The 25,374-nt window shown below is 38.4% G+C and carries 23 protein-coding genes and 1 pseudogene; 5 read left to right on the top strand and 19 right to left on the bottom strand.

All coding sequences use genetic code 11. The annotated features are described in order from the left end of the window. Positions 1-38: 38 nt before the first annotated feature. The 6 genes from AC00Y6_RS09260 to smpB all read right to left on the bottom strand — a co-directional run bounded on the left by AC00Y6_RS09260 (position 39) and on the right by smpB (position 7,070). The gene (locus AC00Y6_RS09260; protein ID WP_474490336.1) at positions 39-2,495 is read right to left on the bottom strand and encodes a TonB-dependent receptor; all 2,457 of its coding nucleotides are present in this window, start codon (positions 2,493-2,495) and stop codon (positions 39-41) included. Positions 2,496-2,629: 134 nt separating this feature from the next. Next, a complete protein-coding gene (locus tag AC00Y6_RS09265; protein ID WP_474490337.1) occupies positions 2,630-2,989 on the bottom strand; it encodes a hypothetical protein in 360 nt (119 codons plus the stop codon). Positions 2,990-3,039: 50 nt separating this feature from the next. Continuing rightward, complete coding sequence (locus tag AC00Y6_RS09270) at positions 3,040-4,068, bottom strand: nucleoid-associated protein (protein WP_474490338.1); 1,029 nt, start codon at positions 4,066-4,068, stop codon at positions 3,040-3,042. Between the two features lie 105 nt (positions 4,069-4,173). After that, on the bottom strand, positions 4,174-4,914 hold the full coding sequence (locus tag AC00Y6_RS09275) for a YebC/PmpR family DNA-binding transcriptional regulator (protein WP_474490339.1): 741 nt from the start codon (positions 4,912-4,914) through the stop codon (positions 4,174-4,176). 94 nt (positions 4,915-5,008) lie between these two features. Continuing rightward, positions 5,009-6,538 (bottom strand): OmpA family protein, encoded by a 1,530-nt coding sequence (locus tag AC00Y6_RS09280; protein ID WP_474490340.1) that lies wholly within the window; start codon positions 6,536-6,538, stop codon positions 5,009-5,011. Positions 6,539-6,605: 67 nt separating this feature from the next. After that, the gene (gene smpB / locus AC00Y6_RS09285; protein ID WP_474490341.1) at positions 6,606-7,070 is read right to left on the bottom strand and encodes an SsrA-binding protein SmpB; all 465 of its coding nucleotides are present in this window, start codon (positions 7,068-7,070) and stop codon (positions 6,606-6,608) included. Between the two features lie 72 nt (positions 7,071-7,142). Here smpB and AC00Y6_RS09290 point away from each other — a divergent pair, with 72 nt between their 5' ends. From AC00Y6_RS09290 to AC00Y6_RS09300, 3 genes and pseudogenes are all read left to right on the top strand, one after another. Further along, entirely contained in the window at positions 7,143-8,765 is a 1,623-nt protein-coding gene (locus AC00Y6_RS09290; protein WP_474490342.1) for an ABC-F family ATP-binding cassette domain-containing protein, read from the top strand. 77 nt (positions 8,766-8,842) lie between these two features. Beyond that, entirely contained in the window at positions 8,843-9,358 is a 516-nt protein-coding gene (locus AC00Y6_RS09295) for a hypothetical protein (protein WP_474490343.1), read from the top strand. Positions 9,359-9,454: 96 nt separating this feature from the next. Further along, positions 9,455-9,790: pseudogene (locus AC00Y6_RS09300) on the top strand (tRNA-binding protein). An 8-nt stretch (positions 9,791-9,798) separates the two neighbouring features. On the opposite strand, the gene AC00Y6_RS09305 reads toward AC00Y6_RS09300, so the two are convergent. From AC00Y6_RS09305 to AC00Y6_RS09330, 6 genes are all read right to left on the bottom strand, one after another. Further along, positions 9,799-10,149, bottom strand: coding sequence for a hypothetical protein (locus tag AC00Y6_RS09305; RefSeq protein ID WP_474490344.1), 351 nt, complete (start codon positions 10,147-10,149; stop codon positions 9,799-9,801). 16 nt (positions 10,150-10,165) lie between these two features. Next, complete coding sequence (locus AC00Y6_RS09310; protein ID WP_474490345.1) at positions 10,166-10,510, bottom strand: DUF1801 domain-containing protein; 345 nt, start codon at positions 10,508-10,510, stop codon at positions 10,166-10,168. After that, positions 10,510-12,348: an ABC transporter ATP-binding protein gene (locus AC00Y6_RS09315; protein ID WP_474490346.1), complete on the bottom strand. Its 1,839-nt coding sequence runs from the start codon at positions 12,346-12,348 to the stop codon at positions 10,510-10,512. The genes AC00Y6_RS09310 and AC00Y6_RS09315 overlap by 1 nt, the downstream gene beginning before the upstream one ends. Positions 12,349-12,575: 227 nt before the next feature. Continuing rightward, a complete protein-coding gene (locus AC00Y6_RS09320) occupies positions 12,576-12,785 on the bottom strand; it encodes a hypothetical protein (protein WP_474490347.1) in 210 nt (69 codons plus the stop codon). Between the two features lie 51 nt (positions 12,786-12,836). Next, a complete protein-coding gene (locus tag AC00Y6_RS09325) occupies positions 12,837-13,007 on the bottom strand; it encodes a hypothetical protein (RefSeq protein ID WP_474490348.1) in 171 nt (56 codons plus the stop codon). A gap of 87 nt (positions 13,008-13,094) precedes the next feature. Continuing rightward, the gene (locus tag AC00Y6_RS09330) at positions 13,095-13,484 is read right to left on the bottom strand and encodes a DUF4293 family protein (protein ID WP_474490349.1); all 390 of its coding nucleotides are present in this window, start codon (positions 13,482-13,484) and stop codon (positions 13,095-13,097) included. A 174-nt stretch (positions 13,485-13,658) separates the two neighbouring features. Here AC00Y6_RS09330 and rho point away from each other — a divergent pair, with 174 nt between their 5' ends. Then, on the top strand, positions 13,659-15,407 hold the full coding sequence (gene rho / locus AC00Y6_RS09335) for a transcription termination factor Rho (protein ID WP_474490350.1): 1,749 nt from the start codon (positions 13,659-13,661) through the stop codon (positions 15,405-15,407). 111 nt (positions 15,408-15,518) lie between these two features. Here rho and AC00Y6_RS09340 read toward each other — a convergent pair whose 3' ends face one another. After that, the gene (locus AC00Y6_RS09340) at positions 15,519-15,812 is read right to left on the bottom strand and encodes a GNAT family N-acetyltransferase (RefSeq protein ID WP_474490351.1); all 294 of its coding nucleotides are present in this window, start codon (positions 15,810-15,812) and stop codon (positions 15,519-15,521) included. A gap of 45 nt (positions 15,813-15,857) precedes the next feature. Next, positions 15,858-17,069 (bottom strand): type IX secretion system plug protein, encoded by a 1,212-nt coding sequence (locus tag AC00Y6_RS09345; RefSeq protein WP_474490352.1) that lies wholly within the window; start codon positions 17,067-17,069, stop codon positions 15,858-15,860. A gap of 100 nt (positions 17,070-17,169) precedes the next feature. Here AC00Y6_RS09345 and AC00Y6_RS09350 point away from each other — a divergent pair, with 100 nt between their 5' ends. After that, positions 17,170-17,808: an MBL fold metallo-hydrolase gene (locus AC00Y6_RS09350; protein ID WP_474490353.1), complete on the top strand. Its 639-nt coding sequence runs from the start codon at positions 17,170-17,172 to the stop codon at positions 17,806-17,808. A 131-nt stretch (positions 17,809-17,939) separates the two neighbouring features. On the opposite strand, the gene pckA is transcribed toward AC00Y6_RS09350, so the two are convergent. The 5 genes from pckA to bshC all read right to left on the bottom strand — a co-directional run bounded on the left by pckA (position 17,940) and on the right by bshC (position 25,214). Continuing rightward, positions 17,940-19,538, bottom strand: a complete 1,599-nt coding sequence (gene pckA / locus AC00Y6_RS09355; RefSeq protein WP_474490354.1) for a phosphoenolpyruvate carboxykinase (ATP) — start codon at positions 19,536-19,538, stop codon at positions 17,940-17,942. A 116-nt stretch (positions 19,539-19,654) separates the two neighbouring features. Continuing rightward, positions 19,655-20,557 (bottom strand): GYDIA family GHMP kinase, encoded by a 903-nt coding sequence (locus tag AC00Y6_RS09360; protein WP_474490355.1) that lies wholly within the window; start codon positions 20,555-20,557, stop codon positions 19,655-19,657. Positions 20,558-20,630: 73 nt separating this feature from the next. Then, on the bottom strand, positions 20,631-21,506 hold the full coding sequence (fabD, locus tag AC00Y6_RS09365) for an ACP S-malonyltransferase (RefSeq protein ID WP_474490356.1): 876 nt from the start codon (positions 21,504-21,506) through the stop codon (positions 20,631-20,633). An 85-nt stretch (positions 21,507-21,591) separates the two neighbouring features. Next, on the bottom strand, positions 21,592-23,601 hold the full coding sequence (locus tag AC00Y6_RS09370) for an amino acid ABC transporter substrate-binding protein (RefSeq protein WP_474490357.1): 2,010 nt from the start codon (positions 23,599-23,601) through the stop codon (positions 21,592-21,594). 38 nt (positions 23,602-23,639) lie between these two features. Beyond that, positions 23,640-25,214: a bacillithiol biosynthesis cysteine-adding enzyme BshC gene (bshC, locus tag AC00Y6_RS09375; protein ID WP_474490358.1), complete on the bottom strand. Its 1,575-nt coding sequence runs from the start codon at positions 25,212-25,214 to the stop codon at positions 23,640-23,642. Between the last annotated feature and the right edge of the window lie 160 nt (positions 25,215-25,374).

The raw sequence follows: 25,374 nt of genomic DNA on the forward strand, positions 1-25,374 counted from the left end.
TTAAGATTGATCTTTTTATAATTAATAGATGAAAATGCTTAAAAATTCTTTACAAGCTTGATACTGATATTTCTTCCCATATTGTAAATACCCAAATGACCATTGGGCGAAGAAGAATATTGTTCAAAATATTTTAACCTGCTTAAGTGATCCTGATAAGCGGTATCAAAAATGTTGTTTGCCAGGACGTAAACATCGATAATATTGTTACCCGAACGGTTGATGAAAGAGGTACCGACACCCAAATTAAGCAAAGTGTAACCTTTTGTAGGCGTCTCTGTATTTTCGTAGCTGTAAACTCTGTCCTGAGTTCCTGTATATTGCAACTGAGCCTTCACAAAAGCATTTTTGAATAATTTTGAGTTTTCTGCCAAGTCGTATTTCAATTCAGAGATGTAGCGGAACGGCGGCATTAGCGGGACATATCTTGTTTCATCAGTCCTCTCGCTTTTTGGAAAACTCTTGTTATCACCATAAATTAGTGAGAACGAGTTGTCAAAATGAAGCCTTGGAATAAGGTGCAAATCAAGATTACCTTCGATACCATAAAGCAAAACCTTACCTTGCTGAAACTTGTAAGTAGGGTAATCCTGCCCGCCACTTACACTGATGGAGTCTGCACCGGCGGCTGTCAAAAGTCTGGAATTGTAAATGTAATTATCAACCTGATTTACAAATAAACTTGCTCCCGCATTGACGATTTTGGAAGAATATGCTGCACCCAGATCAATCTGGTTACTAAACTCGGGTTTAAAATTTTGATTACCGATCTGATAAAATCCTGTCCCAGGGTGAACACCATTTGCTGAAATCTCTGAAATATTGGGAGCTCTGTAGCCTCTAGCTACATTCGTTTTCACCACCCATTGATTATTGATGGCATAGCTAATCCCCAAACTACCTGTAAAACCGTCAAAAGATGTAGTGTAATTGCTAAAAGGCTGATCTGCATCTTGTCTCGCCGCTCCATACACAGCCTCATCAAAACCACTTACAGAATTAGGTTTTGTAAAAAGTTCATCGTTACGGAATTTTCTGTAATCATAGCGGAGCCCACCCGCCAGACTTAACTTATTAAAATCCTTTTTGAAAGTTACAAATGTCCCGAGGTCAAATTGGTTGTAAGATGGTATTACAAACTCAGTTCCTTGCGTAACATCATTTTTCTGCAACATACCATTCACACCTATGGTAATATTCCAGCGGTCAATTTCGGGTAAGAAGTATTTTACATCATAATTAAATGTATTGAGCTTAAGAAAAAGCCCTAGAGTATCCTGATAAGACTCTTCTGGATGACTATACTCCCTTCTCCAGCTTCTCTGCAGTGCAAAGTTAGCATCTAAGCGGCTGTTTCCTAAAAAGAAACTGTTTTTCAAAAATGCTCTGTAGTGCTGTACACGCTGATGCAGTGGACCAATTTTATAAGAATTAAGCTCAGAATCACTTACAATTGGGCGAAATGCATCATCTTCAGTAATTTGTTGCGTGAATTTTCTGCTAAGCGAATCTCTAGTGCCATCAGGTATTTCCTGCAAATCATCATATAATGAAACATTCAAATGGCTAAATCCCCAGCTTTTGTGGACACCAATAAATGCATTGGCTGCGGTTTCTTTATAAGCGGTGTTGAAAACCCTTCCATCAATGGCGTTTTTATAATTTTTAGCTTCTCTTTTGGAAAAACGTCCGCCCCACTCAAAACCGTTTTTATTACCGGTAAGAAATAATGAGCCTCCAAACATCCCATTATTGGTCTGATATTCGGTAAGCGCAGATCCAGAAATTTTATTTGGTAAACCAACTGTGCTTGGTAGTAAGTTAACAACACCGGCCAAAGCATCGGAGCCATACATTAAACTTGCCGGCCCTTTGATAATTTCAATTTTATTAATCCCATACTCATCTACCTCAATACCGTGCTCATCGCCCCATTGCTGACCTTCCTGCCTTACACCGTCATACAGCGTAAGGATTCTGTTAAATCCCAATCCTCTGATGTAAGGTTTAGAAACATTAGGACCGGTAGTTACCGCATTGACCCCGGGGATTCTTGCTATCCCATCAATAATATTGGTAGAGATATTAGTCATTAGATAATCCTTTCCAACGGTAGTTATGGGAAGCGGGGATTTTTTGATTTGAGTCGCTTTCGAAGAACCTGTAATCACCACTTCCGAAATCTCCGTCGCCGTTTTGCTCATTGTAAAATCTTGCCTGCTCTCCCCTTTTACAACAACAGTCTGAGAGTAGGATTTGTACCCTGGCTGTACAACTTCTACCTCGTATGAAGATGACGGTAGGTTTTGAAAATTGTAATTTCCATTTGTATCGGTTTGTACCCGTACATGCAAGTCATTTATTATGAGAGTGGCACCACCAATAGGATTATTATTATCTTGATCTGACACTTTACCTGATAATGTGTTTTGCGCATAAGCAAAGCACGAGAAAATAAGCCCTAACAACAGGGCGTAGCTATATTTTAATTTCATTATTTTTTAACTTTATATATGAATTATGGGACAGAGAAGATCAAATCTCTGACATCAACAAGAATATAAACAACAGTTATAACTATAGTGGCAGCTATCTTTTGATAACTGAAATGCTGTTGTTTCGGAAAAATTTATATAAAGTAAGGAGGTCCTCGAAGCTGAAAACTGAATTTAATCTGTTCCCAAATTTTTTCCTGAGCAGATACAATCTGTTCGGTTTCTTGGGTATGCTTCTCGAAATGAAAATTAAACTGATCCGGAACCAGAGAATTACCGGCAACTAAAAAATGACAGGCAAGACAATCTCCTGGCGGATTGCCTACATGCTGTTTTGAAATCGTTTTTTGCGTTTTTGTGGAACCCAGATTGTTAAAAAACGATTCACCTTTGTGGTTATGCAAGTCCGAAGAAAACAAAACTACCAAAACGTACATGGCGGCAAAGAATACCGCTATAAGTTTTTTTGTTTTAATATTATTCCTGATAAGCATGGTTACAAAGGTAGATATTTTTTATAATTAAATAAAAATGACGACCAATGTTATTTTTCTTCTTCGAAATAAAGTCTGTAATATTTACCCTTTTCGTCCTGCCCCGTTTCAATCATTTTACGGTCTCCGTGAATATAGATATGGAAATTTTTGTCCAGTTTTATAATCGACTTAAAATGGCGTTGCTGCTTTTTAACGGCCTGTGTATTAATTGGGAAATCCTCAGAAATTGAGATTTGCAAATCCTGCTCATAATCGGACTTAAAGTTGGAAAAACTTTCGATAACATTTTCGTCCTCCAACACTTCTTTTACAAAGTCGTCATATTTAAATTCTTCTTTCTCTTTAAAGAAATTAATGGATTTATTTAAAAAATCTGCTTGGTCAGCCTTGGAAACTTCAAATTCTTCTGGCAATTTCTGCGTAATAAAATCCTTATAAACCGTAAGTGTTTCCTGAGTATGAAAATATTCGTCATCCCGTTGTTTCACCTTCAGGAAGTCCTCAAACCAGTAATACATGTCGCCATTTTTATTATTATCAACAACGGACAGGATGTAACCACTCTCTTTGTCATTGTTATAAATCAAAGCGGCTTTATCAATTTTTGAAAGGCTGATACCCTGATCCTTCTCAATGTCAAAAGATTCGTTTTGAGGAAAAATCTTGAGGAAAGATTCCCTTTTTTCAGTTTTAAAAATTCCTATGGAATCAATCGGTTTGTTATCCCCATTAGAGGATTCAATCACCTCACCCTGAAAATAGACAACAAACAACTCACCAGCTTGCACCCTTGGGTTTTCTGCCGCTTCGTAAAGATGCTTGGCAATGTTTTCTGATTCCCATTGGAACTTGTCTTTGTCTTCAAAAATCTCAGAAACCGAACTATAAATAGGATTATTAACGAGATAAGAATCACTGTAAAACTGAAACTGTTCTTCGGACTTAAAGGCACTTAGGAAATAATTACCCAACAATTCCTTCAAATCATCCTCCAGTTGCAATTCCTCTTGGGAAAGCATTAATGATTCTCCGTTGATTTTATTCCCGACTCTGTGAACTGTAATTTTTGAAAACATGTTATCTAATTGAGGCTGCAAATATAATGATCCCAAAATAAAAAGTGGCTCACTATATAACGAGCCACAATATGCTTTGTATTAAATCAAAACGTAAAAGGAATGTTAGATCGTTTCCAGATGTTCATCTGTAATCTCCATATTATGGAAAACGTTTTGTACATCATCATCTTCATCAAAACGTTCCAACATCTTCATGTTAGACTTAAACTGCTCTTCCGTCACCTCTTTGGTATTGTTGGGGATTCTTTGCAATTCTGCACTTTTTGCCTCGATGTTAAGTTCGTCCAGCTTATGTGACAATGAACCAAAATCTTCAAAGGCTGTTGTAATCATCACTTCTTCTTCATCTTTCTCCACATCTTCTGCACCACCATCAATCATTTCCATTTCAAAATCATCCCAATCCATTTTGATCTGAGCCAAATTGATGGTAAAAATCCCTTTCCTGTCAAATATAAATGCTAACTCACCATTTTTACCAAGATTGCCATCAAATTTATTAAATATAGCTCTCACGTTGGCCACGGTTCTGGTGGGATTATTGGTTGTACATTCTACAAAAAAAGCAACACCACCCTGTCCATATCCTTCGTAAGTGATTTCTTCATAGTTTTCCGCATCAGCACCACTTGCTTTCTTGATAGCGCGCTCCACATTATCCTTGGGCATATTGGCACCTTTTGCATTTTGGATACACCTTCTTAAGGCAGGATTGGATTCGGGATCAGGACCACCGGCTTTTACTGCTAAGGCGATTTCCTTACCAATCTTTGAAAATGTTTTAGCCATCTTGTCCCATCTGGCCATTTTTGAAGCTTTTCTGTATTCGAACGCTCTACCCATCTTAATGATTATTTATTATGCAAAAATACACAAAACAAAAAAATACCTCCAATAAATTGGAGGCATTTTTTATATTGAAATTAATTATTACTAATTATTTTCTTTTTTTAACAGTTGTTTTTTTAACAGCTGCTTTTTTAGCACCAGCTTTTTTAGAAGTTGCTTTTTTAACTTTTACTGGAGTTGGATCATCGTAGTCTCTCTTTTTAAGAGCATTCCATTGAGCCGCATCTTCGATAGCAGTTACAACTACTTTTCTGTCAACTTGTCTTTCAGCATCACTTGCTTTAGCAGGTACAGTTGCTTTAGCAGCACCTACACCAATTGATTTAAGAGCAGATGGATCTACACCTCTAGAGTCTAAAGCAGCAACTACAGCAGCAGCTCTTTCTCTAGAAAGTTTCAAGTTATAAGCAGCAGCACCTTTAGCATCGGTTCTACCTTCTAGTAAGTAGTTACCACCCTCTTTTTTGATTTGTTCAGCTGCAGCATCTAAAGCGTCTTTAGATGAAGCTTTGATAGTTGCTTTGTTGAAATCAAAGAATACACTTCCAAGTTTAGTTTCAACTTCTTTAGCCGTTACAGTTTTTGGTTTTGGACAACCTTGGTATTCAGGAAGACCTGGAACTGTAGGACAAGCGTCGTCTTTATCCAATATTCCATCACCATCAGTATCTGGCCAAGGACAACCTTTGTTTTCAGCTGGACCTGCAACTGTAGGACAAGCATCATCTTTATCTAGTACACCGTCACCGTCAGTATCTGGCCAAGGACAACCTTCGTTTTCAACTGGACCAGCAACATCTGGACATTTATCAACTTTATCAAATACACCATCACCATCAGTATCTGGACAACCGTTAAATTGTGGATCAGCAGAAGGTATACCTGGAGTATCTGGACATGCATCTTCTTTATCTGGGATACCATCCTTATCTCTGTCTGTGTTTCCGAATCTAAACAATAAAGACGCAGAAGCTTGCCAGAAGTTAGCAACATTAGACTTATCGACTGGAGTAGTTACATAATCTCCTTGAACACCAAGACCGAAGTTCTTAGTAAGCCAGAAGTTAATACCAGCACCAGTACTTACTGTAAAGTGATTAGCTTTACCTGTAAGGTTACCATCTTTGTCATAAGCAGCTTGAACTTCTCCTGACTTTCTATCAGTAGCAGGGAAAGACAATCCTGTATAATCATGTCTTAGGTAGTTAGCACCTACTCTCAAGTAAGGATCAAACCAAGAATCCTCGTCCCAAAGTAAACCGGCACCTTTAAACTGAAGACCAAGACCTGTCATAAGGAAAAACTCCTTATCCATACCAAATCTTTTGTTGTCTACGTTTCCAACAGTCGTTTGCCAGTCAAGAACCAAACCTTTACCAAGGCTTCTTGCAACAGTCAATTTTGAAAGTGGTGGTGTAATAGAATACTTAGAAACACCGAATAAGTTTTCCTTAAAATTGTTGAATGAGAACGTATTGCTGAAATTGTTTCTTTGAGCAACGTGATTCACTCCATGAGCACCTACGCCTATCACCCAAGGATTGGTAGTAGTTTGCGCGAAAACAGTAGAGGCAACCGTAAGCGCCAGTGCTGAAATTCCTAATTTTAGATTTTTCATAGAATTAAATGATTAAATAATTGATAATGCAAAATAAATATAATTTTTCTTTATAAACAAAGTTTTTTTAACTTTTCTTTAATAACCGCTGGATGTTCAGCTTATTTTCCCGGTCTTTTATAGCTTCTCTTTTATCAAAGAGCTTCTTACCTCTACCCAAAGCTATAAGCAACTTAGCCTTGCCTCTTCCATTAATATAGAGCTTTAACGGTATTATTGTATTGCCAACATCCTTTAACTTTTTTTTAAGTTTTTGCAATTCGTATTTATGCATTAGCAACTTCCGTTCCCTTTTTATTTTATGATTGTAAAAAGTTCCCAATTTATACTCATCTATCATCATATTAATAACATAGAGTTCATCTTCTATAAACTGGCAAAAGCTTTCTGTGATAGAAGCCTTAGAGGATCGCAGCGATTTGATCTCAGTACCTGTCAGTACAATCCCAGCTTCATACTCCTCTAGGATTTCATATTCAAAACGGGCGCGTTTATTAAGAATATTAACAGATTTTTCAATTTTAACTTTCATATAATGCAATGGTTGGCAGACTTCAGTAAACCAACTAATTTTTGTAATTTTGCCACAAATTTACAAAACTATATGTTAACAGTCTCTAATTTATCATTACAGTTCGGGAAGAGGGTTCTCTTCGACGAAGTTAATATAAAATTTACCAAAGGAAATTGCTATGGTATTATTGGTGCCAATGGAGCCGGGAAATCCACATTCCTTAAAATATTAAGTGGAAAACAAGAATCTACATCCGGAAATGTAGCTCTGGAGCCGGGCAAAAGAATGTCTGTCCTAGAGCAGGACCACTTTGCTTACGACAATTTCACCGTATTGGAAACCGTGATGCGTGGTAACAAAAAACTCTTCGATATTAAGGAAGAGATGGATGCGCTTTATGCTAAAGAAGACTTTTCTGATGAAGATGGGATCAAAGCCGGCGAATTGGGCGTGATCTACGACGAAATGGGCGGATGGAACTCCGAAGCCGATGCTCAAACGATGCTTTCCAACGTAGGGATCAAGGATGATATGCACTGGCAAATGATGTCCGAACTGGAGAACAAAGATAAAGTAAGGGTATTATTGGCTCAGGCACTGTTCGGTAATCCGGATGTTCTGATCCTGGATGAGCCTACCAATGACCTGGACATCTCAACAATCGCCTGGTTAGAAGATTTCTTGGCAGATTACGAAAATACCGTGATTGTAGTATCCCACGACCGTCACTTTTTGGATGCGGTTTGTACACACATCGGGGATTTGGATTATTCCAAACTTAATCTTTATACTGGAAACTATTCATTCTGGTATCAGGCTTCTCAATTAGCAACCAGACAAAGAGCGCAGGCCAATAAAAAGGCTGAGGAAAAGAAGAAAGAATTACAGGATTTTATCGCGAGATTCAGCTCCAACGTAGCAAAAGCCAAGCAGGCCACTGCCCGTAAAAAGATGATTGATAAATTGAACATCGATGACATCAAGCCTTCTTCGCGCCGTTATCCAGCTATTATTTTCGATATCGAGAGAGAAGTTGGTGATCAGATCCTGGATGTTAAAGGCCTTGAAAAGACCAAAGACGGCGAATTATTATTCTCTAATATCGACCTTAATCTTAAAAAAGGTGATAAAGTTGCAGTCCTGTCCAGAAACTCATTGGCTATTACCGAGTTTTTCCAAATTATAGCGGGGAACGAAAATGCTGATAAAGGTACCTACAACTGGGGTGTTACTACTAACCAGTCCTACATGCCACTGGACAATACAGAGTTCTTTCAGGTTGATGACAATCTTGTAGACTGGCTAAGACAATTTACAAAGAATGACGAAGAGCGTCACGAAGAATTTATGCGAGGTTTCCTTGGAAGAATGCTTTTCTCTGGAGATGAAGCTCTTAAATCCTGCAAAGTCCTTTCCGGAGGAGAAAAAATGCGTTGTATGTTCAGCAGAATGATGCTGCAAAAAGCGAATGTGCTTCTTTTAGACGAGCCTACCAACCACTTGGATTTGGAAAGTATTACTACACTTAACAACTCTTTGAGCAACTTCAAAGGAAATCTTTTGTTGTCTTCCCATGACCACGAATTGCTGGAAACTGTTTGTAACAGAGTGATTGAATTGACACCAAAAGGAATCATTGACAGGGAAATGAGCTATGATGAATACCTTTCTGACAAAAAAGTGAAAGAGTTGCAGGAACAGCTTTACGCTTAATAAAAACAAAACACTCATATTTTTGTCCTGATATTGTAATTTTGATCAATATCAGGACATTTTATTTATAGGAACGAATGAATTACTACCAATTGAAATTTAACATCCGTGCGTATGTTGAAACAGGCGAAACACTGTCGGCTGCCAAATTTTTGGTACATCAGTTTGACTTGGATGATGAGAATTTTGCTGGATTTGGTTTTCGGGAAGAGTTGGAAAAAGACTCGATTCTGTTGACCGCTAATGGAGAAGTTGGAACACCTCAACAGGTTTTGATTCCAAGAAACCTTTTTGATTTTGACTTGACATTAGTTATCAATATGTTGGCACATGAGATGCTGCACGTCCGCCAAAAGTCACCAAAAATGATGATTTTGGACAAAAACGAACGGGAATGGCAGGCTTATTACGAAATGCTTTTCCACATCAATTTCCCACAAATCCCCGAACTTTCTGATTATTACAAAAAATTCTTTGGCAAAAAAGCTTTGATTTATTACTCAAGAATGGGCGAAGGAAGCAAACTTCAATTGAAATATCAGCAACAGAAAGTGGAGGTTGAAAAGCTTTTGGAAATTTTAAATAAAAAATAAATTTAAACCCCACAGCTCTTAAAAACCTTTGAGTTTTAGCAAGAGAAAAATTTCACATCAAACATTTTCAAAATTTACAATAAAAATTATGACAAAATCAGAATAACTTGGCAAGACTTGGATAGAATCGTCGTTGGAGTCGGAGCAGTTACTTCCGTTAATGATTTTGAAAAAGCCAGAAACCCTTCTTATCAATTAGAAATCGATTTTGGGCAATTTAGGCATCAGAAAATCCTCTGCACAAATCATAACTTTATAATCGAAAGAAGAGTTGATAGGAAAACAAATTCTCGCTGTGGTAAATTTCCGAAAGAAACAAATTGCCAACTCTTCAACGAATTTCTTGTTCTTGGTGTTTATGGAGAAAATAAAAGTGATGTGACGTTGTTGAGTCCAAGCTTACCTGTGAAAAATGGGCTGGAAGTTGGGTAATCTAATTACTATTTAAGCAAGCCGTCTTTCCAAAAGTAATAGGAAAATTGAGAATATAATTTACGCTGATTATCTTTATTTATCCATTCATATTTTTGAAAAATATTATCATTTAAACGGTTTTCTAATTCATTAATAAGAATAAAATCACCTTTATAATCAACCAAATTCCAGCAATCATCATGAACACTTTTACACAAATTTTTATAGCATTCTATTTCTGACCTATTAAGCTCTGGAAATTTTTCTATTAATCTTTCGGATATATCTTTTCCAAAATTCTTGCCCAGCTCTAATGACAACTTTAAAGCACGGTTTTCTATTTTAAATGGTTGATTTTCTCTAAATAATGAAAACATAATTTACCCCTAAAATTTACTGAATATAAATTTTCACCTCATCAAGAATATTGAGAATTAATTCCATTGGTAAATCGTCATCTATATCCAAAAGCAGAATTTTAAACTTCTTTCTACCTTCGGATAATAGCTCGGGATAATCTACCCTATCGCAGTGATAAAAACTGAGATAATGTTTCTGATGCTGTTGGCTGTAGTAGAAATAGCAAAGCATTTTCTTTTTATATTTCAAAAAAGGAAGTCCAAAGCTGAAGGTTTCGGTAATCAGTTCATCAGAATTTAGAATTTTTTCTCGGATAAACAGAAGTGCACTTCTAGCCGGTTCATCAATTCTGTAAAAATACTCCAGAATTGGATTCATTACTCAAAATTCTGAAGCTCTACCAACTTTCTGTAAGTCCCGTTAATGGCCATCAGCTCGTTATGGGAACCTTGCTCTACAATATCGCCCTTTTCCATCACCACAATGTGATCCGCTTTTTGAATGGTAGATAATCTGTGGGCAATAACCAGAGATGTCCTATTTTCCATCATCTTTTCCAACGCATCCTGAACGTACCTTTCAGATTCGGTATCCAGGGCAGATGTAGCCTCGTCCAAGATCATAATCGGTGGATTTTTAAGAACGGCCCTTGCAATAGAAACCCGTTGTTTTTGCCCGCCGGAGAGCTTGTTCCCGTCGTCACCAATATTGGTATTGTAACCATCTGCCAGGTTTTCTATAAACTGATGTGCATTGGCAATTTTAGCCGCTTCTATCACCTCTTCTTTCGTAGCATTCTCTTTTCCCATGGCGATATTGTTGTACACAGAATCATTGAAGAGAACCGACTCCTGCGTTACCATCCCCAATAATGAACGGTAATCTTTCAGGTTAAGATTTTTAATGTTTTCGCCATCTATTTCTATGCTGCCTTCGGTAACATCATAGAATCTGGTGAGAAGGTTAGCAATCGTGGTTTTGCCGCTGCCGCTCTGCCCTACCAACGCAACAGTTTTCCCTTTTTCGATAAGCAAATCAAAATTTTTGATAATTGTCCTGTCCTGGTTATAATAAAAACCAACATCTTTGAAATTAATCCCCGATTTCAAATCGTGGATTGGGACAGGATTGGCAATTTCATCCACACGAACATCTGCATCCAAAATTTCCATAACCCGCACCAGCGAAGCTTCCGCCTTTTGCACATTGGAGATGGAGGATGACAAACTCTTGATTGGCGGAAGAATCTGGAAAAATATCCCCAGAAACACCAAAAAATCTTCTGGGCGAATGCTGTGGTTCACGATAATCTCTTTACCTCCATACCATGTAATAATAAGGAAAGTTACCGCGCCCAGAAATTCACTCATGGGAGAAGCTAATTCCTTTTTACGACCTAGGCTTACAGAACTGCCTATCCACTTGGACATAGAACCGGTAAATCTTTTGCTGAGCAACTTCTCTGCATTAAAGATTTTGATAATCTTGGCAGACTTAAGCGTTTCGTCCACAATAGAAAATATATTGCCCAACTCGTGTTGCGCCTCGTGGGAATCCTTTTTCAGGCTTTTACCAATCAGCGAAATCAAGGTTCCCATAATTGGCAAGACAATTAAACTAAACAATGTTAACTGCGGACTGAGATAAAACAGTGTTACCAAAGTACTGAGCAACATAAACGGTGAATTGATAAGATCCACAAGGCTTCCCAAAATATTATTCTCTACCTCGCCCACGTCATTGGACATGCGCGACATCATATCGCCTTTTCTCTGCTCTGTAAAAAAAGAAACCGGCAATGCGAGAACTTTATTATACATGGCACTTCTCAGGTCTTTAGTCACGCCTACCCGGTAAAAAATCAAAAGATAAGCCCCAAAATAACGGAAGACGTTCCTCAGCAAAAATGTAAAGGCCGTAATCACACAAAGCCACGCCAAAACGGTAAGTGCGCCGCGCTGATTGACTTCGGATTGTATAAAATAGTAACTATATTCTTTGGCATAACCAAAAAAGCTGGAGATACGACCATCATACACGGGTTCTTGCAGATTGGCATCCATTTTAACGCTTCCAAACAGCATCCCCAAAACAGGGAGAATAGTCCCTAAAGAAGCAATTTGAAAAACTGAATACAGGATATTAAAGAATAAACTGGCGTAGATATATTTCTGATGTGGCCGGGCAAACCTGAGAATCCGTCGGTATAAATTCATTTAAAAAAATTGAATGGCAAAATTACACTAAAATATGTAGCTATTTACAGCAAGACGTTACAAAACGGGAATTACTTTATTCATTAATAGAGATAATACCTTTTATAGATAAACAAAATTTCAAAAATTATAAAGAAGATTAATGCGGCAGCATAATAAACCGTTTTTTTCGATTTTAGAAAAACCAGCCCAAAACAAATGGGAACATGCGAAATAATCCTAATTCCCTATAACGGCATTAGCGTCTCCAGATAATCTTCGCCTTTGTAAAGCGTATCTACCAGATCCAGGCAATATAGGATACCAAGAAAAGCAAAAAGCCACTTCCTGCAGGAGAAAAAATAGTTTTTGAAATCATCGTTATAATCTTTAAGATCGGTAGGATAAAGCAATGTGCAGATTACAAAAAAGAGCAGGATGTAACTGATGATAAACACATATTGGGTAAAAGTCCACGAGCTGATGTCCCGCAACCGATACTCCCACCATCAAAAGTGGATCATTAGGATAAAGATATAAAGCACAAACAGCAGATGCACCCAAAAGGGTTTATTCCTGCCGGGATGTTGTATAAACCTCACGCTCCCGTTGAGCAACGTCCCGATTCCCAAGCCAAGAATAATGCTGATGATGGTTTTGAGATGGTTAAATGTATCCATGCTTTAAGTTTTATTCAAATGTAATCAAATAAAAAAACAGCTCCCAAAAATTGGGAACTGTTCTCACTCAAAAAAATCGTCGTAAGTCTATCGCAGTCTGTCTACAGATTTTACGAGCCTCTCATCTTTCCTGATGTATACATTTGCCAAAAGCAAACATATTACAGAAATCAATGGGAAAACCGGCTCAATACCCTTCTCAGGAAAATGGATTCCTCCGGATAAATTAAGTAGCCAATACGTCAAAAGACCAATCAACAAAGCGTTTATAATAATGCTGATGTTATTCAGCAGGATTTGTCTTTTTCTGTTTTTGAAATTAAAAATACTCAAAACCCCAAATAAAATTAAAACCACGGTAGAAGCATTAATAGTCAAATACCTGCCCAGGATGTCAAAATCCTGCGCTGTGATATTGAGAAAAACAGCTCCCAAAACGGCTAAAAATATCCAAACGGTTTGTATTCTTTGTAACATTTTTGATTGTAAAAGCTTTAAAAAGAAAGCATTAAACCTTGGCAAAATTAAAATAATTTTTGCACAATTCAAAAATTAATGTAGATTTGCACTGTAATCACCTATTTAAAAATGCTAACCTCCTGGTTTTCATTCTTACTTATACACAAATAAAAATTACTTTTTACGTATAATATGTTTAATATTGAAACGCTAAGGTCAAAATCCGACGAGGAATTGACTCAACTTTCTAAAGATTTAGGCGTTAAATTGGCAAAGAAAAGCTCTCCGGAAGACACTGTTTTCGCCATTCTGGATTATCAGGCTTCTAACCCAAAAATCATCAAAGATTATCTAAACGCCACTCAAGAGAATATGGTAGAAAAAACAGAGGAGACTCCTATAGAAAGTGTACCTCCTGCAAAAAAAAGAGGCCGGAAACCTGTAGAGAAAACGACACAGGAAACAGAAACTCCAAAAGCAGAAACTATTGCTACAACACAGGAAACCACTGCAGAAGAAACCAAAACACCTCAGCAGCCTAAGAAAAAGCCAAGAGCCCGGGTAAGCCCAAGCCAACAAGAAGACGCAAAAGAGGAGATCCAAAACAACAATGTTGAACAAGAACTCCCAAAGGCTGAAGAAAAAGTGGAAGACAACAAAACGCCCAACATTCCTGCGGCAAAAACGCCTCAACCAAAAACGAGGAACAACAACAATAATCCCCGCAACCAGCAAAGGGCACCACAGAATAACCCACACCAGAACAACCACAAAGAGCCATCCGAATCTCAACAGGATGCTCCGGCTCCCAAAAAAGAATTCAATTTTGACGGCATTGTAACCATAGAAGGTGTTTTGGAAATCCTTCCTGACAATTATGGATTCCTGCGTTCGTCAGATTTCAGTTATATCTCTTCGCCTGATGATGTGTATGTTTCCACCAACCAAATCAGGAATTATGGTTTGAAAACCGGAGATTCTGTAAAAGGTATAGTCCGTTTACCAAAAGAAGGTGAGAAATATTTTTCTTTGTTAAAAGCTACCGAAGTTAACGGCCGCGACTTGGCATTTATCAAAGATCGCGTTGCTTTTGAATACCTTACACCTCTTTTCCCTCAGGAAAAATTTAACCTGGCAGGGAGAAGCTCAACATTATCCACCAGAATTGTCGACCTTTTTGCACCTATTGGTAAAGGCCAAAGGGCCATGATTGTGGCACAGCCGAAAACCGGTAAAACTATTCTGTTAAAAGAAATTGCCAATGCGATCTCTGCCAATCACCCAGAAGCTTATATGATGGTTCTTCTGATTGATGAAAGACCCGAAGAAGTTACCGATATGCAGAGAAGCGTGAATGCGGAAGTAATTGCATCCACGTTTGATGAAGCTGCCGACAAGCACGTAAAAGTGGCTAACTTGGTTCTCTCAAAAGCACAAAGAATGGTAGAATGTGGCCACGATGTTGTCATCCTGCTGGACTCTATCACGCGCTTGGCAAGAGCTTACAATACGGTAACACCTGCGTCTGGTAAAATACTTTCTGGCGGTGTAGATGCCAATGCGCTTCACAAACCAAAACGTTTCTTTGGGGCAGCCAGAAAGATCGAAGGAGGCGGCTCTCTTACTATTATTGCTACTGCATTGATCGATACAGGATCCAAAATGGATGAAGTGATTTTTGAAGAGTTCAAAGGAACCGGTAATATGGAACTTCAGTTGGACAGAAAAATTGCCAACAAGCGTATTTACCCCGCAGTAGATTTGGTATCTTCAAGCACAAGACGGGATGACCTTTTGCAAGACGAAGCCACACAACAAAGAATGTGGATTATGAGAAAATACCTGGCTGATATGAATCCTTTGGAGGCTATGGAATTTGTCCAAAAACAAATGAAAGGCACCCGAAACAATGAGGAATTCCTGATGTCTATGAATAGGTAACATGCTTTAGATCATTGCATTAAAATATTAGACTTTTTTGCACGAACATAAAAAAATTCCGGCTCTTTTACAGAGCCAGAATTTTTTTATCAATCCATAAAGGATTAACATCTATGCTGTAAAAACATCTGCAACATCTGTCTTTCTACTAAGCACAGCGTGTGCATATGAGCAATGCGCTTTGATGGACCAGCCATTTTTTCTAGCAAATTCCACAGATTTTTCAACTAATGTCTTACCCATGCCTTTGCCTTCAAATTTGGGGAACACCATCACATAGCTGACGATCAATTTCTTAATCTCCGGCACGATGGTGTAAGTGAGGCGGCCAATTTCTTCCTGCGCATTTTTCATAGAGATAAAACCGCCGTTACCCGATTTTTTATTTTCGAAAAGAAGTTCCATAAAATCCTTTTTAGGAATGGAAGCGAAAATTATTCCAAAAAAACATTACCGCACCGGTGTCCTAAACTCGCCGTAGCCAATAAGACCGTCAAAGCTTCTCCCAAATGGCGTGTAGTATAAAAATGCCTGATAAAGGTTTTCGGTCTGCCAAAAATTTCCGTTCACATCACCATAGTTTAGTTGGCCATCTGATCCTTTTGTTGCAATGATGTAACTATAAAAACCTTGTTTCAGATAGATTTTGGCAATATATTTTTGAGATTTTTCATCATATTGCATTTGGCTTTTGTCATCGGCTTTGTAATCGTTGAACATCCCGAGGACATAAAAATATTTGTCAGATTTTTGACTGTCCAGCGCAAAATAAACCCACGAGTAATCTGCCTCACGATCAGGATTACGCTCAATCCCCAAATCGTTTCTTCGGAAATAAAACGCCCCATTTACATCCGGCTGATATTGGTAATCTGCAGGAAAAGCCCAGACGGGATGCAGGTATGTGTAGTTTCGGCCGTCAATATTTTCTGTATTCGCGACCATATCCATCGCCTGATTGATAATCTTATTATCGAAATAATAAAACTCATTATTCCCTGGAAAAGCCAGGCTCAACTGCTGGAAGAGCAACTGATTGCCCAACGTAGAACTTGGGCGCAGGTTACGCAGCGCAATGCCCCAATTGTTATTTTGGATCACACTAAGGCTGAGCGAGGAAAGGTTATTGGTAATTCCCGCACCATTGCCCGTCGCTTGAATCTCCAACCGTTGCTTGAGATTGGGATTTTTGGCATCCATAAATCGTGTAACATTAATCCCCAACTTGGCTCCATCTTCATAAATCGAGAAACGTTTTGTAAACAAAGGTTTGTCTTGAGAATCTTTGAAAACGATAATCTCATAATTACCAGAGATTTTGGGTTGGATTTTATCATTAGGAAAAGTCAGTTCGTAATGCGTGTACTTTTGATATGTATTGAAAGAATACTGGAAATTATCAATCAAAGCATTCATACTTCCATTGGCAAATTCAGTAAAAAAGAGGTTGTCCTCTTCCCAATTTCTGTTGTAATGTTTATAGGTATAACGGTAGATTTGGCTGGAGTTGGACAGGTCATCAAACCGAAGGACCAACTGCTCGCCTTGTCCAATTACCGGTGTTTCATCATTGGTTTTTGGATTAAAAACCTGAATGCTCCTAATCTCTTGCGCCCAACTGAAAATGCTTAAAAAGAGCGCAATTATTTTAATTAATTTCATTTCTTGTCAATTGATTGGATAAAGAAAAGTTGAATAATAAAAAATAAACTTTTCTAAAGGCTAAAATAATGTTTTATATTTTTACACTAAATAAAATTAAATGCTAAACGTAGAATCTTTCACTTTTAATCCTTTTTCGGAGAATACATATCTTGCTTATAACGATGAAATAGACGCCTTTCTGATTGATCCAGGCAACATGCCGGAAGCTGAAACAGAAATCCTGGGCAACTTTATCTCATCAAAGGGTCTTAAAATCCAAAATATCCTGCTTACACACGCCCACATAGACCATATCATTGGTTTACAATGGGCTTATGATACCTATAAAGTGCCGGTCCTGATTCATTCTGATGAGATTGAGATCCTAGAGCGGGCACCATTGACGGCTAAAAATTATGGTTTCTTTTTCCCGGCCTTTAAAGGAGAAATCCAGCATATAAAAAATGGTGACGAGATTAAGTTGGGTCCTGAAACTTTCAAAGTTTTGGATGTTCCGGGACATTCGCCGGGCAGCGTTGCATTTTACAGTGAAAATAATGAGTTTGTCATTTCCGGGGATGCGCTTTTTATGATGAGCATTGGCCGAACCGATCTTTACAAAGGTAATTATGATCAATTGATTTCCAGCATTACCAACCAATTACTGACCTTGCCGGAAAACACGAAAGTCTACAGCGGCCACGGCGAAATGACCTCGGTAGGTTTTGAGAAAGAACATAATTCTTTTTTGAAGTAATTTTTTTTAAACCATTTCGGAAAACTCAATTTCACAAGCCATTCTATCAGAAATGTCTTGCTGAATTTTCCCATTTTATAAAAACAGAAACGCTTCCAGATTTGGAAGCGTTTCTGTTTTAGGATTTAATTTTATGATAAAGTTGGCCCGGAAGATACTAATTCCTTGGCTTCGTCATTATCTGCAAATTGATCAAAATATTTGATATACCTTGCGGCCAAATCTTTGGCTTTGGTTTCCCAATCAGCGCTGTTTTCGTAGCTGTCACGTGGATCCATAATGTTTTGTGAAACGTTTGGCAAAGAAAGCGGAAATTCCAAATTCATTACAGGAACTTTGTTGGTTTCGGCTTCATCAATACTTCCATCAATAATTGCATCGATAATCGCTCGCGTATCTTTTAGGGAAATCCTTTTGCCGGTTCCGTTCCAACCAGTATTAACAAGGTAAGCTTTGGCTCCGTGTTCCTTCATTTTACCAATGAGGGTTTTAGAATATTTGGTGGGATGAAGCGTTAAAAAAGCCTCCCCGAATGCTGGCGAAAAAGACGGCGTTGGTTCGGTAATTCCACGTTCTGTTCCTGCCAATTTTGATGTGTAGCCACAAAGAAAGTGGTACTGTGCCTGTTGGTCTGTTAAAATGGATACCGGAGGTAAAACCCCAAACGCATCTGCCGACAAATAAATAATTTTTTTGGCGTGGCCTGCTTTTGACGGCAATACAATTTTATTGATGTAATAGATTGGATAAGAAACCCTTGTGTTTTCGGTAATAGATCCATCGGTATAATCTACGTTTCCTTCGTCATCCACCACTACATTCTCAAGCAATGCATCTCTACGTATTGCCCCGAAAATATCCGGTTCTTTCTCTTTACTAAGGTCGATAACTTTGGCATAACAGCCGCCTTCAAAATTGAAAACGCCTTTGTCATCCCATCCGTGCTCATCATCACCTATCAGGTAACGTTTCGGATCTGCGGACAGCGTGGTTTTTCCCGTTCCGGAAAGTCCAAAGAAAACTGCAACATCACCCTTCTCCCCTACATTTGCGGAGCAATGCATAGACGCCATCCCTTTCAGCGGAAGGTAATAATTCATGATAGAAAACATCCCTTTCTTCATCTCGCCACCATACCAAGTACCGCCGATAATCTGCATTTTTTTTGTAAGGTCAAACATCACAAAAACCTCGGAATTAAGGCCTTGTTTTTCCCAATTGGGATTAACCGATTCTGAAGAATTAATGACTACAAAATCCGGTTCTCCATAATTTTGTAAATCATAATTCGACGGGCGGATAAACATATTCATTACAAAATGCGCCTGCCAGGCCACTTTGGTCACAAATCTTACTTTGAGCCTTGTATCCTCGTTAGAGCCACAAAAAGTGTCCACAACATAGATTTTTTCTCCGGAAAGATCGTTGGTGACAATCTCTTTCAATTCATCAAAAATCTCCACTGTAGTGGGGCGGTTAATATTGCCATCCCACCAGATTGTATCCTTGGTAATTTTGTCTTTTACAATGAACCGGTCTTTTGGTGACCGCCCTGTAAAAATTCCTGTTTTTACCGCAACGGCCCCGGACTTTGTCAATATACCTTGTGCAAACCCAGAATTATCAGGATGCATCTCTGCCTGAAAAATTTCTTCGTAGCTGGGATTATGAATGATTTCCTTAGGATTAGAAATGCCTTGACGTTCAAGATAAGATTTTAGCTTGTCCATTTTTAATTTTTTTGAAGATTAGGGTGTTGCGACAAATGTAAAAATATCAGCCAATTATCAAAGTTTTAATAAACTGACATTCATCAGGTCAATAAAAATTCATAATTAATTAATAATCAATTAATTAATTCTTGCCAAGAAAAAATTTTGCTAAAACCCAGCTCTTTAAAATAATTCTTGTAATCGCCAAATTTGGATGTCAGAACAAAATCTCCGCCCCAAGCTCCCAAACTTTTGACAAAGCTGGGACAGTTTTGGAAATATTTTTCCTTCACAGTAGGCACTTCCAAAAATGCCGATAACTTTTCCTCGTGAATGGTCATTAATCTGGAAAAGTCTTCCAAAGTTTTGCAGTTAACAATGGTTTTGGTCAACTCCGTATAGAAATTGATCATTTCCAAAGAACGCTGTTTTGACTTGTAGTGGGAAATACCTTCTCTGGTATCCTGTTTCTGATTGAGATGGATAAACAATAATTCATCTTTAAAATCCGGCTGAAAATTAATTGTTTCATAAGTTCTTTCCGGGAAACGACTATAGAGAACAGCAGAATTTTCCTTGGCAACTGCCACATCATAACCACTGCCGCCCAAGCTGGTCTCATTAAGGATAAACGTATCAATACCTGCCCATTCTGCTAAATTATTCATCAAAGTAGAGCTGCTCCCGAGCCCAAAATCCGAAGGAAATTGCAGATTGGTTTTGAGATGGTAAGAAGCATCACTTTTCAGTTTGGTTTCAGAAAGGTTTTGGACATTATGGAGTACTTTGAGAATAAATTCGGCAGCTTTAAAGTTGTTGGTCTCAACAATTTGCCAATTTTTGTAATCGATAATGGCACGCAGCCACAGATGATCCTGATGATAAGCTTCCCAAAGAATCAAGGCTTTTTGATCATCTTCTTCGGAATAAAAAAGCTCTTGTCCTAGCTTTGTAGGTATAGCCAGGACAAGAGCACCGTCAACAGCAACATATTCTGAGGTAAGCATTAATTTGCCGGGAGAAAAGATCCTCTTCATATATGCGCGGTTATTTTTTTGAATTGTGAATTTGGCAAAATACCTTGGTCACAAAACAAATAATTAATTAAAATTAGATAGCTGAGGAAACCGTTACTTCCGGATTAATTTTTTTAATCAAACCTTGGAGTGTTTTTCCGGGACCGACTTCTACAAAGTTAGTAGCGCCGTCTTTTATCATATTTTGAACACTTTGCGTCCATTTTACAGGTCCCGTCAACTGAGCAATCAGATTTTTTTTGATTTCTTCAGGATTAGAAACTGCCGTTGTCGTGATATTCTGATAAACCGGAATGGTTGCATTCCTGAATTTTGTATTTTCAATCGCCGCAGCCAATCTTTCCTGCGCCGGCATCATCAATGGCGAATGGAACGCTCCGTTTACCGGCAACAGCAAAGCTCTCTTTGCCCCGGCAGCTTTCATCGCTTCGCAGGCTTTTTCAACCGCAGCGGTTTCCCCCGAGATGACCAACTGTCCCGGGCAATTATAATTGGCCGGTACAACAATGCCATCAATGCTGGCGCAGATCTCTTCTACCTTTTCATCGGCCAAACCAAGAATGGCTGCCATAGAACTTGGATTCAGATCGCAAGCCATCTGCATGGCTTGAGCTCTTTCGGACACCAATTTTAGCCCATCTTCGAAAGACAGAACACCATTTGCAACCAAGGCAGAAAACTCGCCCAAAGAATGCCCGGCCACCATCTGTGCGCCAAGGCCATTCACCACTTTCACCGCTGCTACAGAGTGAAGAAATATAGCAGGCTGTGTGACACTGGTTTTTTTAAGATCCTCATCTGTACCATTGAACATTACAGAAACAAGATCAAAACCAAGGATGTCATTGGCAGAATCCATCAGATCTTTCACGTCTTTTCGGGAATCGTATAATTCTTTTCCCATCCCGACAAACTGTGAACCCTGCCCGGGAAATACAAGTGCTTTCATTTAGTATATAACTTTTATTTATTATTAAATGGTTTAATGTAAAACCTATTTAACTTTTATTGAGGCTAATGCCTATAAATTTTAATTAAGGAACTAATCTCAACACACGGTAGCCGCTATTGATATAGGCTCCATTGGGTTTTGCTCTTACGAATTCAAATTTGGTAGCCAACTGAGTTTGGGATTTACCAATCTGTTTGAAGATCTCACCTTTTTTGTTTTCTCTTGTCAACATGTCGTTCATGACATCAAAACCAATCACAGCGTATTTAGAAGGTGTTTTGCAGTATTTTGATTTGTAAGAAGCCAAAACTTCTTTCTCAAAGCTACCATCGTAATCAATCTTTCTGTCCATCAGGTAAACCAGACTAACCTTAGAAAGATCATCCACATTCTTCTCAAAACTTGGGTTATAAAACATACTAAAGGCTTTTATACCGGCGACCTGTTTGCCCAGCGCAATCATTTTGGATGCAAAAGCAGCTCCGGCAGCGTCATCATCATCCGCCAAAATAGCAATCACTGGAACAGCCTGCCCCGTCATCATATTGTTATCCAACTTAATCTCCGAAGATGAATTAACAATCACAACATTTGGTTTTGACAAGGATTTTTCTAGGCCAGCCTTTATCGCATTGGCATTAGCTTTTGAGCTGTCTGCCACAATATAAATTTTTTGATCCTGATAGACCTGGCTAACTTCCTTCACAATCCTATCCGAATAAACAGAACTTTCCGTTTCTATGATGATCAGATTATTGTAGTCAAACAAATCCGAAGAGTTAGCAAAAGGTGCTACAACAGGAATTTTTTTGTCATTAACATAATTCAGCACTTCCAAAACGCTCGATTTGAAAAATGGCCCAACGATAAGATCCGTATTATCCTGATTGATCTGGGACAAACTATTTTTGAAGGTATTTTCGTTACCTGCATCCACTACTTTGATATCCAGTTTTTGACCGTTTGCGGCATTTCTTTCCGCTGCCAGTTTAGCTCCGGTTAAAAAATCCATTGCCATCGTCCTGTATTTGGCATCGTTGGCATCAAATCCAAATGGCAACATCAAAACAACGCTGAGTACATCGCCGCTTTTTTTGGAGTACATCGGATCCTGTTTCTTAATCTTTAGCGTCATCCCGGCTTTAAGGCCATCAGCAAGATTGGGGTTTAGGCTGATTAACTGATCCAAGGTCACATTAAAGCGGTTCATAATTCTAAACATTGTATCGCCACTTTGAACCGTATAGGTTACATAATCATCTGCAGACGCAGAATTAGCCTGATTGGTATTATTAGAAGCAGACGTTGTTTTTGTAACAGGAGCAGACGTATTGCTGCTCTGCGAATTATCCTCAACCTGAATAGAACCCGAATCCGAAACAGGCGCAGCCGATGCCGAACCGGCAACTCTGATAGATTCACCAGGTTTAAGACCCGTGGATTCAAGACCCGGGTTGAGCGCAAACAACTGTTTTTGCGTCAGGTTAAATTGTCTGGAGATTTTATAGTAATTATCTTTGGACTGAACCACATACAAACCACTGTCTGCAGAAACTGTTTCAGTTTTAGCTTCTGTTTTTACAGTTGGTTTTACCTCAGCCGGTTTTTCTGTAACGGTTTGTGTTACGACTGTTTGAGCCGGAACCGATGAAGCAGATCCAGCATATTTCTGAATATTTTCTGCCGGTAAAGTAACCAAATCGCCAATTTTCAAATGAGAATCCAGTTCGGGATTCAGTTTTCTGAGGTCGGCTTCGGAGATATGATACTGTTTGGTAATGCCATAGATGGTTTGTTTTGGGAGCAAGGCGATAGTTCCTGTTTTTCCGCTTTTAGGCACTGAAGAAGCCACAACATGAGCAGCAGTCGGTTTTGTAGAATTGGCTCCGTTTTTTGAAACCACCAACACATCACCAATATTCAGATTGCCATCTTTTTTAGAAGGATTGAGCTTGTAAAGCTCATCCACCGTCAAACCATATTGCCTAGAAATCCCATAAGGTGTTTCCTTTTGTGCCACGATGTGCGTTTTCTGCGCAGAAAACCCTAAAAAGCTGATAAGTCCTGATAAAATGAAAATCTTTTTAACCATCCTTTTTTTATAATGTTTACAAAAATAATGCTTTCAAATTAAATGGAACAAATTATCAGTTCCGATTTTTGAACATCCATTTTGTGGTAGCAATCATCAATCCATTGTTTCCCAAAATCCGCATAAAACACGCTGAAATTGAAGATCCTTTCTTGCCAAACGCCACCTGGATGTACTTTTAAAAATAAATTCTGCATCTGATCGAACCTCTCGGATTGTTTGATTTTTTCAGCTTTCAACAGGCGTTTTTGCATTCTTTTAAACGACTTTAGCTGACGCGTTTCCTCGGCATTCACAAGGTTGGCAAAACTTTTATCCGTTTTTTCAGCCTCGGTTTTTATATCTGAGAAAGAACCAACCAGCTCCTGTTCTTTTTGTAGAAGGAGCGACTGTATCTCATTATTTTCTAAAATTTTCTGATTGATAACTTCGGCAAAATTTCCAAAGAAATCTTCGATACTTAAGCCTGACTTTTCGATTTTCCTAATCGTTTTTTCTTCCAAAAACAACATTGAATTTCTTGGAATGAGGATAGGGAAAGGAAGGTGAATGGACTTGAAATAATCTTGGAGTTCTGTCCAATACATAATCTCAGCATTCCCGCCCACATACGCCAGATTGGGCAATACTGTTTCCTGATAAGCCGGGCGAAGAACCGCATTGGGACTGAATTTCTCCAGATGATTATCCAGTTCTGCAAGGATTTCTTCCCTTGAAAATTTCAGATCTGTATCCAGAATAAAATAGTCTTCATTGATTTTTTCAATCCTATTTCTGGTTTCAGTCAGGTAAAAAAGATTGATTTCCCTTGGGTTGACTTGTACCTTATGATATTTTGCCTCAAGAAAATGGCGTTGATCTTTAGTTGTTTCAAAAAGCTGATCAGACAGTAATTCTTTTCGAAAAATATCCTTCACCTGGTTTTTAAGCACTTTGTCGTTGCCGTCAATCGTGAGTAATCCGTAATCTGAAAATAATTGATTCACGAGATAACGGATGGCTTGCGTGTGCGTATTCCCTTTTTGGTAAGCTTTTTTGATCCAGAGAATCAGTTCGGTACCATAGAGGTTATCTTTGAATTCTTTTTCGAATTCATCGATGAAAAACCGGTCTTCTATCACGATATTTCCCACGTCGCCACCAGATTGACCCTTGATTTCATAATAATGATCCCGCGTTTTGAAATGGTTGATCTCTTCGAAATCGTGATCCTCTGTAGCCATCCAGAATATAGGAACAAAATGATGTTCCGGGAAATGGCGTTTAAGAAAATGGGCAGTTTTTATCGTCTGCAAAATCTTATAAACAAAGAAAACTGGCCCCGTAAACAAGTTTAGTTGATGACCTGTAGTAATGGTGAATGTGTTATTTTCTTTCAGAGAAAAAAGATGTTCCAACTGTTTGGGCGACATCTGCTGCTCTTGGTTTTGCGAGAAAATAGTTTGGTAGAGCATCTCTCTCTGGCTGTCAGAAAAAGAATCTTTTTTCTCTGCCATCTGATTTTTAAAATTATCCAAATCGAAGGTTTTATCCTGAAACCCAGCCAGATTTCCCTGTAAAAAGTCCTTGATCAACTGTGGAATGCTCTCTATATTGTTGAAACCGATGGTCATTTGTATAATTCTTTACTTGTCTAAACTTTTAATAAAAAAAGTTGTTTTGATTTTTATTAATACACCTTTTGCTTACAATTTTGAACAAAGGTTGTTTTTCCCTTCAATCTGCAGCCCGACCTGAATGAAGCTCATTTTTTGCAGGGCCTGAGCGCTGGTA

This window comes from Epilithonimonas sp. (assembly GCF_056329745.1).

What these genes read in the sequence shown, in the direction of transcription:
- AC00Y6_RS09260 (WP_474490336.1), bottom strand. Translation starts at nt 2,495, where the DNA reads ATGAAATTAAAATATAGCTACGCCCTGTTGTTAGGGCTTATTTTCTCG.
- AC00Y6_RS09265 (WP_474490337.1), bottom strand. Translation starts at nt 2,989, where the DNA reads ATGCTTATCAGGAATAATATTAAAACAAAAAAACTTATAGCGGTATTC.
- AC00Y6_RS09270 (WP_474490338.1), bottom strand. Translation starts at nt 4,068, where the DNA reads ATGTTTTCAAAAATTACAGTTCACAGAGTCGGGAATAAAATCAACGGA.
- AC00Y6_RS09275 (WP_474490339.1), bottom strand. Translation starts at nt 4,914, where the DNA reads ATGGGTAGAGCGTTCGAATACAGAAAAGCTTCAAAAATGGCCAGATGG.
- AC00Y6_RS09280 (WP_474490340.1), bottom strand. Translation starts at nt 6,538, where the DNA reads ATGAAAAATCTAAAATTAGGAATTTCAGCACTGGCGCTTACGGTTGCC.
- smpB (WP_474490341.1), bottom strand. Translation starts at nt 7,070, where the DNA reads ATGAAAGTTAAAATTGAAAAATCTGTTAATATTCTTAATAAACGCGCC.
- AC00Y6_RS09290 (WP_474490342.1), top strand. Translation starts at nt 7,143, where the DNA reads ATGTTAACAGTCTCTAATTTATCATTACAGTTCGGGAAGAGGGTTCTC.
- AC00Y6_RS09295 (WP_474490343.1), top strand. Translation starts at nt 8,843, where the DNA reads ATGAATTACTACCAATTGAAATTTAACATCCGTGCGTATGTTGAAACA.
- AC00Y6_RS09305 (WP_474490344.1), bottom strand. Translation starts at nt 10,149, where the DNA reads ATGTTTTCATTATTTAGAGAAAATCAACCATTTAAAATAGAAAACCGT.
- AC00Y6_RS09310 (WP_474490345.1), bottom strand. Translation starts at nt 10,510, where the DNA reads ATGAATCCAATTCTGGAGTATTTTTACAGAATTGATGAACCGGCTAGA.
- AC00Y6_RS09315 (WP_474490346.1), bottom strand. Translation starts at nt 12,348, where the DNA reads ATGAATTTATACCGACGGATTCTCAGGTTTGCCCGGCCACATCAGAAA.
- AC00Y6_RS09325 (WP_474490348.1), bottom strand. Translation starts at nt 13,007, where the DNA reads ATGGATACATTTAACCATCTCAAAACCATCATCAGCATTATTCTTGGC.
- AC00Y6_RS09330 (WP_474490349.1), bottom strand. Translation starts at nt 13,484, where the DNA reads ATGTTACAAAGAATACAAACCGTTTGGATATTTTTAGCCGTTTTGGGA.
- rho (WP_474490350.1), top strand. Translation starts at nt 13,659, where the DNA reads ATGTTTAATATTGAAACGCTAAGGTCAAAATCCGACGAGGAATTGACT.
- AC00Y6_RS09340 (WP_474490351.1), bottom strand. Translation starts at nt 15,812, where the DNA reads ATGGAACTTCTTTTCGAAAATAAAAAATCGGGTAACGGCGGTTTTATC.
- AC00Y6_RS09345 (WP_474490352.1), bottom strand. Translation starts at nt 17,069, where the DNA reads ATGAAATTAATTAAAATAATTGCGCTCTTTTTAAGCATTTTCAGTTGG.
- AC00Y6_RS09350 (WP_474490353.1), top strand. Translation starts at nt 17,170, where the DNA reads ATGCTAAACGTAGAATCTTTCACTTTTAATCCTTTTTCGGAGAATACA.
- pckA (WP_474490354.1), bottom strand. Translation starts at nt 19,538, where the DNA reads ATGGACAAGCTAAAATCTTATCTTGAACGTCAAGGCATTTCTAATCCT.
- AC00Y6_RS09360 (WP_474490355.1), bottom strand. Translation starts at nt 20,557, where the DNA reads ATGAAGAGGATCTTTTCTCCCGGCAAATTAATGCTTACCTCAGAATAT.
- fabD (WP_474490356.1), bottom strand. Translation starts at nt 21,506, where the DNA reads ATGAAAGCACTTGTATTTCCCGGGCAGGGTTCACAGTTTGTCGGGATG.
- AC00Y6_RS09370 (WP_474490357.1), bottom strand. Translation starts at nt 23,601, where the DNA reads ATGGTTAAAAAGATTTTCATTTTATCAGGACTTATCAGCTTTTTAGGG.
- bshC (WP_474490358.1), bottom strand. Translation starts at nt 25,214, where the DNA reads ATGACCATCGGTTTCAACAATATAGAGAGCATTCCACAGTTGATCAAG.